This window comes from Flavobacterium sp. Root186, assembly GCF_001428525.1.
GTDB lineage: Bacteria > Bacteroidota > Bacteroidia > Flavobacteriales > Flavobacteriaceae > Flavobacterium.
Map to the genome: position 1 here is coordinate 1 of NZ_LMHW01000014.1, position 12,204 is coordinate 12,204.

Genomic DNA, 12,204 nt, shown 5'->3' on the forward strand with positions numbered 1-12,204 from the left:
TGTTCTCATTATGATACAATAATCTTTGAGCAACATCTTCACTAAACCCTTTGTAATAAAGATCAAAAGTTTTAGAATAAATTATATAAACGTAAAACATAAATCAAAATTTAATGGTAAAAAAAATGCCTCTCGTAATGAGAGGCATTTTACAAACTTAAGCGGTCTGGACGGGACTCGAACCCGCGACCCCATGCGTGACAGGCATGTATTCTAACCAACTGAACTACCAAACCCACTGCTTTATTGTGACTGCAAAAATACAACAGAACTTGGATTCTGCAAGGGTTTTTAGGAATAAAAATTGAGAAATTTTTAATTGGTTAAATTCCAATATCTTAAAATTCCAAATTCCAATTGAATATGCAGACCTTTGTCAAAGTTTGAAACTTTGACAAAGGTTTTTCGTACAGAAATAGGCGTGATTATTTTAAACATAGCCCGTGGTTTCAACCACGGGCTATGTTTTTATATAGTGATTAGAAAATCTTTATAGAGTTACTTGCGAAGATTCCTCGTTCCTCGGAATGACAAACTATACGTTAAAAATTGGAATTTGGAATTTTTCTTGAGCTTCCAAGGTTGGAATTTACCTTTTGACAAAAAGGTCTTAAATCAAAAAAGCCATCCACAAAAGTGGAAAGCTTTTCATTGGTCTAACTACTAAACCAGCTACGAGTTACAAAGTCGTAGCAAAACAACACAACTAATCTTAGATACCGTTTTTGGGCAAAAAAGCCTTTCTGTTAAGAAAGGCTTCTCCCAATATTGCGGTCTGGACGGGACTCGAACCCGCGACCCCATGCGTGACAGGCATGTATTCTAACCAACTGAACTACCAAACCTCTGCGTTATTGCGGTTGCAAAGATAGTACAGAATTTCATTTCTGCAAGTGTTTTGATAAAAAAAATGAAATAAATTTTCAAATTCTTAGCCAAAGTTTTGTTTTTCAACTAAATATGTAGTCAATATTTTTTCAAAATTGTCGCCTACATTTACCGGAACATACTTAATTTGGTTTTTTGCACAGGTTAAAGCCAGGTTTTTAAAGTACGCTTCTACCCTTTTTTCATATTCTGATTTTACATTATCTGCAAATATTGAAACTTCTTCTCCAGATTCTAAGTCGATAAATTTTCTTGGTGCATTATCAAAATCAAATTTCAATTCCGTTTCATTATCAACCACATGAAACAAAACCACTTTATGTTTATTGTGTTTTAAATGCTGTAAAGCGCTAAAAAGCTTTTCATCATCTTCGGCCTGAAACATATCGGTAAACAAAATAATCATCGAACGACGATGCATTTTCTCAGCTATTTGATGCAGATATGTAATCGTATCGGTCGTTTTTTTGACTTTTGGCTGCTGTAATAATTCTTCCAGTTTATTCAACAGCATTCTATGATGGCGATCGCTTCCTTTTTCTGGAGCGTAATATTCGTATTTATCTGAGAAAACACTTAAACCAACAGCATCGCGCTGTTTTTTTAAAATGTTCATTAAAACTGCCGAAGCCAAGACCGCAAAACCAATCTTTTTTTCATAAAAAGGCTGATTCGATTTTAGTTCAGGATAATGCATTGAAGACGAATTATCTACAATTAAATGACAACGTAAATTAGTTTCTTCCTCAAAACGTTTTGTGTACAAACGGTCGGTTTTGGCAAATAATTTCCAATCGATATGTTTGGTGCTTTCGCCTGCATTATAGACTTTATGCTCGGCAAATTCGGCCGAAAATCCATGAAACGGGCTTTTATGCATTCCGGATATAAAACCTTCAACAACCTGATTTGCCAGCATTTCGAGATGCTGAAAACTGGAGACTTTCTCTATTTCCGATTCAATTTTCATTCGGTTTCTTTTTTAATATTTTGTGCTTTATAAAGCAAATCTGTCGCTTGAAATAATTTCCTCTTCAGAATCGGACTAAAATTAGGGTTTTCTTTTAAGAATCGCTGTACTTCATCAAAAGCAAATTTAGACGAATATTTTCCAACTGTATCTTCAAGCCAGTCTTTCGGGAAGAAAATATCTCCGGTACGCTGGATTTCATCAACCAAATCTAATGAAAATCTGATATATTTTTTAGCACTTTCCTGACGAAGCGGATGATGAATATTACTCAAACCAACCTCAACCCATGATTCTTTTTCACGGTTTTTTTCGTCTTTTAAAGATTCCATAAAAGCATTTCGAACCGATTCATCTTTTGATAAGGATGGAAGCAGGAATTCAAAACGTTTTTGTTTATCAGGATTTGTAATAGTTGTTCTGGTTTTTTCAAGAATCTCATCTGCTTTTTCATGTTTAAAAATTGCCAGATTCATTGCCATATTGGTAAAATCATCTTCGTTTAATTTTAAACCCGGAATTACGATTTCTTTATTCCAAATTTGATATAATTTGGCTTTCGCCGAAGAGGAATACGCAGTCGAACTAAACAAACCAAATAATGTCTTTTTTACATTAGCAGATAAATTAGTCTGCAGGCGTGAGTATAAAGTGTAACTCAATAAAGTCTGCACTCTATCTTGTTGTTTTTGGGTTAAAAATCTCCAGTAAATTGTATTCAGATTACTAGATACAATTCGCAAAACCAATTCATTTTCTTCAAATTGAATTCCTTTGAAAAAACAATTAAAAGCTTCTTCCGCAGAAACATTTCCAATCAGCATGTTTTCATAAAGGTTACTGTAAGCCGAAGCTCGTGCAACCTCATCTTTCAACGTTGAAATATAATCTAAATTATTCCCGTCAAGCGGAAATACCCCGTATCCAAAACCATTGTAATTGTAAATAATTGTGTTTGGTTTTTCAAGTCCTGCAGCTTCTTTTAAAACAATGTTTTTGTCTTTGATGTTTACGTTTAAAACTTTCACATTATCATCGTAAACTAAACCTATTTGAAAAACCTGAGGCCAGATATTATTGGATTTATCTTCGGCGATTTGCTGAATTTCAAACTTTTTGATTTGGTTTTTAGAATCGTATTCTATTTTATCTGTAAAAATGGCTCTTCCTGATTTATTGACCCAGACTTCACTCCATTTTTTCATATCGAGCGGCGTTTCGGCATCCAGAATTTCTACAAGATTATTCCAATCGGCGTTGTTGTTGGCGTATTTTTTAATGTATTTTTCGATTCCTTTTTGAAAGGCTGATGCCCCCATCGAAGCTTCTAACTGGCGCATCATAATTGGCGCTTTATTGTAAATAATGGCTCCGTAAAGCGATCCGGCATCTTTTAAATTTGCCAAATGCTGTTTTATCGGATGTGTGCCCAAAGATCGGTCTTCCGCGAAAGCGCTGCCATAATGCGCCGTAAAAAACTGTAGATTATGATTGACTTTAGGGAAAATTGGATTCATGATTTTATCGGCCATAAAATTGGCAAATACTTCTTTCATCCAAACGTCATCAAACCATTTCATGGTTACCAAATCCCCAAACCACATGTGCGAAGTTTCATGTGCAATTAATTTTGCACGATTTAATTTCTCGCTGTCGGTTGCACTGTTGTCCAAAAACAAAGTCGATTCCTGGTATTGAATGGCTCCCACATGTTCCATTCCGCCATATTGAAAAACAGGAATTGCAGCAAAATCCAATTTTTGAAACGGGAATTTATAACTGGTATATTTTTCTAAAAAATCTAAAGATTGCTGATGCAGATTGAAAATCGTATCGGTACTGGTTTTTATCTTTTCAGGATTATTTTCACGATAGAGCATCGTCATTTCTAAACCTGCTTTTTGTGTTGCGCTTTTGAATTTTCCGGCAACGAAAGAAAACAAATACGTACTCATTTTATCTGATTCTCCAAAATGGTACGTTATGAAATCACCTTTTTCGATTTTCTCTTTTACATCGGCTCCAGCCAAAACCGACCAATCTTTTGGAACGGAAAGACTCAGTTTATAAGTCGCTTTAATATCCGGCTGATCAAAACACGGAAACAATGTACTCGCACGATCGGGAACTAAAAGCGTATAAAGAAAATCGTCGTTTCGGTTTAAAGATAAATTGCCGGCGATGAAGGAAACAGAAACTGTATTTTTTCCTAAAACTAAAGCTGAAGGAGAAATTACAATATGGCCTTTTTCATGAATAATTGCGATCCTTTTTCCGTTTACTTCAACTGTTTTTATATTTGAAGTTTTCTCTTTAAAATCTAAAAGTAAAGGCTGGCTTAAATCAGATAAATTCAAATTTACATTCAAATGAGAATTAATATTCTCCTCTTTCTGATTCGGAATTTCAAAAGACAATTCGTATTGAATACCTGAAATCTGTTTTTTACGAAATTGAGCCAATTGTTCTGAAACTCCATTTTCTAAAAACGCACTTTCTTTTTCTTTAGATTGAGAAAAACCAATTGGAATCAACAGAACAAAACAAAGAAAACTGTACAGATTTTTCATTTTTAAAGGAATATAAGATTCGTTAAAAATAAAAAAAGTTTACCATGAATTGCACGAATTTTCACAAATTATGGTATTTGATTAAAATTGACTTTCCAACTTTAATCTCTCTTATGAGCCGAAACAATTAAAAAGCTGCAGCACAACACCAAAAAAAAGAATGTGTCCATTTTTATTAGTTTAAATTCATTATTTAGTACCAAATGTGAAATGGAATAAGCAGATTTTCTTTTATATTGCTTTCCATTTTATTTTCCCTCCACAATCTCAAAATATTGTGTTCATTTTCTAACTCCGGTTTAAAGGAAAAAAAGGTTTGACGATTGCCAAACCTTTCCAAACTTACTAATTCAAGCTATCCAAAAATAAAATTATTCAGTTTGTTGAAATTCAAAACTTAAATCTCCTGCATTGTAATTTGCAGAAACATTGGTTGGGAAAGTTTGTCCTGTTCCACTTATCCATCTGTACTCGTTAAATGTGATATTTCCGGCAGTAATTGGATAAGTAACATTGGTTAAATCTGCTTTATTCTTTTTGTACCAGTCGTTTGAATTCATTGTGATCAAATATTTTTTGTCTTTTTCAAGACCTAAAACACTGATTTCTTTTGTAACCTGAACATCAGCTGTCGCAACATTTAAGGTTTCAGAACGCAAAACAGCTTTTGATGCATAATCCCAAATTGTTACACGCAATGTTGGATTTGCTTCCGGTAATTTTAATGTAATTGCTTTAATGTTTCCTTTTACAGTTGGCGTAAAAACTAATCCGAATTCATAATCTCCAGCGTTTATAAAATTGGTTACGGTTGAAAATCCGGTTTGAGTGTAATAAACTGCCAATGGGTTTTCTGTTTCAAATGCTGGTGTATTGTCTTTATCGTCGTCACTGCTGCATGAAGTAATAGAAATTGCAACGAATAAAATAGTAAAAAGTGCTTTTAAAGTTTTCATAATATCTTTATTGATTAGTTCTTATTTGGTTTATTAAATTGATTTTTTCAGAGCTTACGGCTGAATGTTAAAACGTGCACAAACTTCTTCGTAGCTCATTTTAGAGTAATCTGGTTTTGCAGTTTTTGCTGTTGCAGCAACTCCTCCGGGAATTAAAATATATCTCCAGCTAAGTGACACCGGAAGACCTACCGTTCCTCCCTGATCATGTCTAAATCTGAATAGTTTAATTTTTTGTAAGCTGGAAATAGCTGTAATTGTATTAGCATTTCCGCCTGCCGTAGATGTATAAGGAACTGTGTAAGTTCCTACTCCAAAAGACACATAAACCAATATGGTTCCTTTTGAAAGAATATCTGCTGATAGTTCTGGTGCATTAATAGATGTAGACATTCCTGAAGTACCATCTATTATTTCTGCAACTGCTATTGGAGCATTTACCCAGGCACTGTAAATTACATTTGCTGCTCCCGCTGCTCCATCAACACCATCAGTGCCATCATCGCCGCTGCATGAAATTGTAAAAATGGCTAGTAAAAAAAGTGTAAAAATGGTTTTAGAAAATTTCATAATAATTTTAGTTTTAAATTGGTCAAATCGTTCTTATTTAATTCAATAACATTATTTTTGTAAAACTCAGAAGACTGTCAGGGATAGTTATTTTCAGCTTTCGAATTAATTACAAGGCAAATTTGCACGATTAAAACCGCGGTAAAAACAGTCAATAGACAAACAACATTTTAAATAGACAGACGACATAAAATAGGTTTGAATGATGAAAAAATACTCTTGTATTATTGTTGATGACGACGAAATTGACAGGCTGACTGTATTGTCTTTTGCTAAAAAATTCCCGATTCTGGATATTTTAGGTGTTTTTGATTCTGCCGAAGATGCGCTTCCTTTTATTGAAGAAAAAAAAGTTGATATTCTATTTCTGGATATTGATATGCCGGATTTAAGCGGGATTGAATTCAGAAAACAAGCTTTAGAAATTCCGGTTTGTGTTTTTATTACCGCACATCCTGAACACGCTGTTGAAAGTTTTCAAATAGAAACGCTGGACTTTATCGTAAAACCTTTAAAACTGGATCGCTTTACTCAAACCTTAAGCCGGATTGAAGAGTTTATGGAAATCAAACTAAAAGCTTCTCTTTTTGAAGCCAGCATTGGCGGTGATACTATTTATATAAAAGAAGGCCACGATCAGACTAAGGTAAAACTTCACGAAATTTTATATCTCGAAGCATTAAAAGATTACACTTTGATTATTACAGATAAGAAAAGGCATTGTGTTTTATCGAGTATTGGAAATTTATTGAAAGAAGATCATTTTCAATCTTTTATTAGAATTCACAGAAGTTATGCCGTTCAGAAACAGTTTATTCAGAAGATGAATTCGACGGAAATTATTTTAAACAATAATGTCGCGATTCCGGTTGGGAGAAGCTACAAAGAAAACTTAAACCTGATATAGATGAAAAAAGTCGGTGTTTTGTTTTTGTTCTTTATCAGTATTTCTGTTTTTGCGCAACAGGAGCCGAATTTGTCCCGATATAAAACTACAAACGAAAAACTAAAAATCTGGCTGAAATATTCTACAGAACTTTTAGACAAAGAAGATTATTCAAAAGTAATAACGGCTTCACAAAAAGGAATCGAGCTTTCTAAAAATCATCCTGCTTACACAAGCCGGTTTTATCTTCAAAAAGGAACTGCGTATGAATTTAGTAATAATCAATACCAAAAAGCATTGGTTAATTATGAGCAATCTTTGAAGTATGCCAAAAAAGTTAAACATCTAAAAAATGAAACTTCGGCTTTAATGCGGCTCAATTATATTTATTATTCGCTGAATGATACTTTAAAAAGGAAAGCCTTAATTGTTTATATCAAACAAGTTCTCGACACTACAAAAAATACTTATACACAGGCTGTTCTTAACGGAAGTTTAGGCGAATATTATCTCGATTATGCTCAATATGAAAACTTCATTAAATATCAGCTAAAAGCAATAACGTATAAAAAACTGCTTAAAAAAAGCATCCCAAATATTGAAAATATTGGAGTTTCGTACAGCCAGATTGCAAGTGCCTACATCAAAATGAAACAATTTGATAAAGCAGTTGAATATTTAAATGAAGCCAAACCTTATATAAAAACATCTCCCTATATAAGCGCATTTTCATGCAATTATTATATGCAGTGTTTTGCAGCGCAGAAAAAACCAGACAGCGTTTTGAAGTATTATAAGTTAATTTATACCTACCCAACTGTAAAAGATTCTTTGTTTCTTAATTTGAGTTTTGCGAACCAAAGTATGTCTAAGTTTTATGCCGATAAAGGCCAGATAAATACGGCTTACAATTATGCTAAAAAAGCGGTTTTGTTTGGGCAAAAATCTACAGATGAAGAAATCCTAATGGAAGCCAACACCATTATGGGAAGGGTTTTATATGAAAAAAGAGAGTATAAAAGTGCGATTGAAACTTTAAAAAAAGCATCGGTAAATGCCTTAAATTATGACAAAGAATTCTTTGTTACTATAAATAAAAAACTCTCTCAAAGTTATGCTGCACTTGGACTTTGGGAAGAAGCATTTCATTATAACGAAATCTACAGCAAATACAACGACGAAATGATGCACGAATCGGCGAAACAAAGTATTGCAAACGCCGAAGCCCGTTATCAAAATAAGACCAAACAACAGAAAATCAATAACCTTTCGACTGAAAATACAATTAAAAATATCCAGATTGATGAAGCTAAAAAGCAGCGATTCTATTTAATTTCAGGATTAGTATTGGTTGGAATTATCGGATTATTGTTATTCAATCAAAACCAAAACCGAAAGAAAACAAATCAGAAATTACAGGTTTTAAACCAGGAATTGGATGAAGCCAATAAAATAAAAGCGCGATTCTTTAGTATTTTAAACCATGATTTAAGAAGTCCGGTTTCAAATTTGATTCACTTTTTACATCTTCAAAAAGAAAATCCAGAATTGATTGATGAAGAAACCGCTGCCCGAATGCAGACCAAAGTAATTTCGGGAGCAGAAAATTTATTAACCTCAATGGAAGATATTTTGCTTTGGAGTAAAGGCCAAATGGAAAACTTCAAACCTCATTTTAAAGAAATTGCTGTTGAAGTTGTTTTTAAAGAAATGCAGCAGCATTTTTCGAGCAATGAGAACATTTCAATTTCATTTGAGAATCCTGAAAATGTTATTCTTACTACAGATGAAAATTACCTAAAAACTATTATCCGAAACTTAACCGGAAACGCCATAAAAGCGCTTGACAAAAGAGAAAACCAAAAAATAATTTGGAAAGCGTGGCAGGAAAACAATCAGGCTTTTCTCTCTATAACCGATAACGGCGCAGGCGGAAATCAGGAAAAATTCAAAGCCCTTTACGATGATTCAGAAGTTATTGGGATCAAATCCGGATTAGGATTGCATTTAATTCGCGATCTCGCAACAGCAATCAATTGCAAAATAGAAGTTTCTTCAAAACCAGATTTCGGAACTACTTTTACGATTACATTCTAAACAGTTTGCCACGAATTTCACGAATTTTTTTCATTTTATGTTCAAAAAACTATCCGTGTAAGTTTGTTATTAAATTATAATTCGTGCAATTTGTGGCGAAAAAACTCTCTCAAAATTTTCCAATAAAAAAGGCCTGAAAAAATCAGGCCTTTTTTATATAAATCATAATCTTACGATTACAACAAAGCGTCTAAGCTGTCAGCGTAGGTTTGTTTCGGAGCAACTCCTACTTGTTTTCCTACTACTTCACCGTTATGAAACACCAAAACGGTTGGTATGTTACGCACACCATATTTAGCAGCAAATTCCTGATTAGCATCTACATCTACTTTACCAACCACAACTTTACCTGCATATTCATCGCTTAATTGGTCAATGATTGGACCAACCATTCTACATGGGCCGCACCATGCTGCCCAGAAATCTACCATTACTGGTTTATCTGATTTTAAAACTACTTCGTCAAAAGTAGCATCTGTTATTGCTAATGCCATAATTATTTTTCTTTAAAGTTATTCTCAGCTTTTGTCTCGGGAGACTTTTTAAATACTTTCAAAACTGAGGTACAAAGTTAAAAATTAAAAACAAATCATACACCATTCCCAAATTAGTTTTGATTATAAATGTATCGTCAATTATTATAACATTCACATGTGCTTTATTTACAAGCTATAACTATCATAAAGAAAGTCATTTTTTATACTTATCTTTATTTGTCCGTAAAATCCACATAAAATGAAGGAAGCTTTACACAAAATAAAAACATTTTTTCAGTCAGTTCATTTTAAAAAATACGCCAAACGTTTTGGTATTTTTATTTTGATACTAATTGGATTGCTTTTATTGGCCTGTGGAGGATTATCTCTTTATTTCAATCAGAATAAAACCGAAATTATTGCTAAGATTAATACCAAGATTAATGAGAACATAAACGGGAAGTTTCATATTGGCGATTTTCAATATAAGTTTTTAACCGGTTTTCCGAATTTCACGCTGGCCTTAAAAGATGTCGAACTCAAAGACAACAAATGGAATACACATCATCATACTTTACTGAAAGCACAGGAAATCGAAGCACATTTAAACGTTTGGAGTTTACTGCAAAAAGAAATCAATATTCATAAAATACTGATTAACGACGCCGATATTTATATTTACAAAACCAAAGACGGCTACACAAACTCCGATATTTTTAAACCGAAAAAGAAAAAAACACCCGAAAATAAATCAAAACCCGAAACCACAATTGACGAAATCGACCTCAACGATGTTCATATTATTATCGATAATCAATTGGGGAATAAATTGTTTGATTTTGATGTTCACAGTTTAAAATCAAAAGTTGATTATGACGGAGACGACTGGAATACTGATTTGTTTTTAGACACTCAAATAAACAGTTTAGCTTTTAATACCGTTCACGGAAGTTTTGCCAAACAAAAAGAACTCAAAGGAACTTTGTCTGTTTCTTATCAAGCTGATAAACATAAAATTGATGTTTCGACCAAAAACCTAAAAATTGGTTCTGATTCATTTGATATTGTGGCTTATTTCAACGTGGGCAAAACCAATTCCCTTTTCGGAATCAACATTAATACTCGTATTTTATGGAGCAATGCTTCTCATTTATTATCCGGAAATATTAGTTCAAAATTGAATCGGTTTGATTTGAAGAAACCAATCGATGTAAACTGCGACTTAAAAGGTGATTTGAATGTTCATGACGATCCAAAAATTGTGGTTCAGGCTGTAGCCAAAAATAACGAACTCACCATTCCCGACGGACGAATTGATAAATGTAATTTCAGAGGAATTTTTACCAATAATTTTAAACCAAAAAACGGATTTAACGATCCAAATTCGGCTGTAATTTTAACCCGATTTTCGGGAGAGTATGAAAATATTCCGCTTACAATTCCGCAAGTTGTAATTAACAATCTCGAAAAACCAATCGCAACCGGAATCGTAAGTTCTGATTTTGATATCGAAAGACTCAATCAGGTAAGCAACGAAAAATGGATTCATTTTGAAGAAGGCCACGCCAAAGCCAATTTGAAATTTCAGTTTGATATTGTCGATTTATACATTAATAAACCAAGATTTATTGGAAATGTCGATGTCGATAATGCTTCATTTCATTATATCCCAAAAGATATTCATGCGGTAAAAACCAACATTCATCTTGATTTTACCGAGAAAGCTTTAGTCATTAAACAAATCGCTTACAAACATAAAAAGAACACAATTTTCATAGACGGAAAAATCGATAATTTCCTAAACCTGTATTACGATGCGCCCGAAAAAATGGTCGTAAACTGGAACATTTACTTTCCAAATATCGATCTTAAACAATTTCTTGGCGTTTTGGCTTCTTCTCAAAAAAAGAAAGCCATACTTAAAAACAATAAAAGAACAACGATTTCAAATCATCTGCGAACTGTAATCGAAAAGTGTGTTGTTGTTATTGACATTAAAGCAGATAAAATCAATTACAATAAATTGACCGCAACCAATACAACGGCAACAATCTCAATGCTCAATTCTAAATTGGTTATAAAAAACGGTTCGCTTCAAACTTCCGGCGGAAACATTACTTTTAACAGCGAACTTTTGCCAAACGGAAAAAATTATGCTTTCAGCTCAAACGCTCAGGTAAACAGAGTTGATATTGCGAGTTTTTTGAGATCGTTCAACAACTTCGGAATCAAATCTTTTAATCCAAATAACATTAAAGGAAGATTGACCAGCACGGCAAACGTAAGCGGATTTATCAACAGCCAAGGAGAATTAATTACCAACTCGATGCACGGAAAACTCGATTTTACTGTTACTCAAGGTGCATTGCTCAACTTTGAGCCTATTGTAAAAGTGGGCAAATTTGCTTTTCCGTTTCGTGATGTCAAGAATATAACTTTCAGCGATTTATCCGGTCATCTTAATATGCGCGGAGAGCAAATCGACGTAAATAATTTAACTATAAGTTCAAGCGTCCTAAACATCGATGTTGACGGAATTTATTCTTTCGGCCGAGGTACCAATCTCGCCCTGACAATTCCACTAAGAAATTCTAAAAACGACGCCAAACTTGCCAGCAAAGCCGAACGTGATGCTGTCCGTGAACGTGGTATTGTTCTTCATTTACTTGCTGTTGATGATGGTGGGAAAATGAAGATTAAGTGGGGGAAGAAGGGGGATAAATAAGCTTTTTCTTGTTATCAAAATAAACTTAAACTTTTTTTTAAAAGTTAGTATCTTAAACTATCTTTA

9 protein-coding genes and 2 tRNA genes are annotated in these 12,204 nt (G+C 33.5%); 3 read left to right on the plus strand and 8 right to left on the minus strand.

All coding sequences use genetic code 11. From position 1 onward, the window contains the following. The 7 genes from ASD98_RS24590 to ASD98_RS16940 all read right to left on the minus strand — a co-directional run. On the minus strand, window positions 1–100 hold a 100-nt coding region (locus ASD98_RS24590), incomplete at its 3' end, for a GIY-YIG nuclease family protein (RefSeq protein WP_199866310.1). A gap of 62 nt (window positions 101–162) precedes the next feature. Next, window positions 163–236, minus strand: a tRNA-Asp gene (locus tag ASD98_RS16915). A 535-nt stretch (window positions 237–771) separates the two neighbouring features. Next, window positions 772–845 (minus strand) — tRNA-Asp (locus tag ASD98_RS16920). An 86-nt stretch (window positions 846–931) separates the two neighbouring features. Then, window positions 932–1,858 (minus strand): DUF58 domain-containing protein, encoded by a 927-nt coding sequence (locus ASD98_RS16925; protein ID WP_056206568.1) that lies wholly within the window; start codon window positions 1,856–1,858, stop codon window positions 932–934. Continuing rightward, complete coding sequence (locus tag ASD98_RS16930; RefSeq protein WP_056206570.1) at window positions 1,855–4,428, minus strand: M1 family aminopeptidase; 2,574 nt, start codon at window positions 4,426–4,428, stop codon at window positions 1,855–1,857. The genes ASD98_RS16925 and ASD98_RS16930 overlap by 4 nt, the downstream gene beginning before the upstream one ends. A 371-nt stretch (window positions 4,429–4,799) precedes the next feature. After that, a complete protein-coding gene (locus ASD98_RS16935) occupies window positions 4,800–5,384 on the minus strand; it encodes a DUF4082 domain-containing protein (protein WP_056206572.1) in 585 nt (194 codons plus the stop codon). A gap of 54 nt (window positions 5,385–5,438) precedes the next feature. Further along, a complete protein-coding gene (locus tag ASD98_RS16940; protein WP_056206574.1) occupies window positions 5,439–5,954 on the minus strand; it encodes a hypothetical protein in 516 nt (171 codons plus the stop codon). A 202-nt stretch (window positions 5,955–6,156) separates the two neighbouring features. On the opposite strand from ASD98_RS16940, the gene ASD98_RS16945 reads away from it, so the two are divergent. Beyond that, window positions 6,157–6,861, plus strand: a complete 705-nt coding sequence (locus ASD98_RS16945; RefSeq protein ID WP_056206577.1) for a LytTR family DNA-binding domain-containing protein — start codon at window positions 6,157–6,159, stop codon at window positions 6,859–6,861. After that, window positions 6,862–8,937 carry an ATP-binding protein gene (locus tag ASD98_RS16950; RefSeq protein ID WP_056206579.1) on the plus strand — a complete coding sequence of 692 codons (2,076 nt, stop codon included), beginning with the start codon at window positions 6,862–6,864 and terminating at the stop codon, window positions 8,935–8,937. It abuts the gene before it with no gap. A 176-nt stretch (window positions 8,938–9,113) separates the two neighbouring features. Here the strand turns inward: ASD98_RS16950 and trxA are convergent, their stop codons facing one another. Beyond that, window positions 9,114–9,431 carry a thioredoxin gene (gene trxA / locus ASD98_RS16955; protein ID WP_012023423.1) on the minus strand — a complete coding sequence of 106 codons (318 nt, stop codon included), beginning with the start codon at window positions 9,429–9,431 and terminating at the stop codon, window positions 9,114–9,116. Window positions 9,432–9,672: 241 nt separating this feature from the next. Between trxA and ASD98_RS16960 the strand changes: the two genes are divergently transcribed. Then, entirely contained in the window at window positions 9,673–12,138 is a 2,466-nt protein-coding gene (locus ASD98_RS16960) for an AsmA-like C-terminal region-containing protein (protein WP_056206581.1), read from the plus strand. Window positions 12,139–12,204: the final 66 nt, after the last annotated feature.

Coding starts and splice junctions, on each gene's coding strand:
- ASD98_RS16925 (WP_056206568.1), bottom strand. CDS start 1,858: ATGAAAATTGAATCGGAAATAGAGAAAGTCTCCAGTTTTCAGCATCTC.
- ASD98_RS16930 (WP_056206570.1), bottom strand. CDS start 4,428: ATGAAAAATCTGTACAGTTTTCTTTGTTTTGTTCTGTTGATTCCAATT.
- ASD98_RS16935 (WP_056206572.1), bottom strand. CDS start 5,384: ATGAAAACTTTAAAAGCACTTTTTACTATTTTATTCGTTGCAATTTCT.
- ASD98_RS16940 (WP_056206574.1), bottom strand. CDS start 5,954: ATGAAATTTTCTAAAACCATTTTTACACTTTTTTTACTAGCCATTTTT.
- ASD98_RS16945 (WP_056206577.1), top strand. CDS start 6,157: ATGATGAAAAAATACTCTTGTATTATTGTTGATGACGACGAAATTGAC.
- ASD98_RS16950 (WP_056206579.1), top strand. CDS start 6,862: ATGAAAAAAGTCGGTGTTTTGTTTTTGTTCTTTATCAGTATTTCTGTT.
- trxA (WP_012023423.1), bottom strand. CDS start 9,431: ATGGCATTAGCAATAACAGATGCTACTTTTGACGAAGTAGTTTTAAAA.
- ASD98_RS16960 (WP_056206581.1), top strand. CDS start 9,673: ATGAAGGAAGCTTTACACAAAATAAAAACATTTTTTCAGTCAGTTCAT.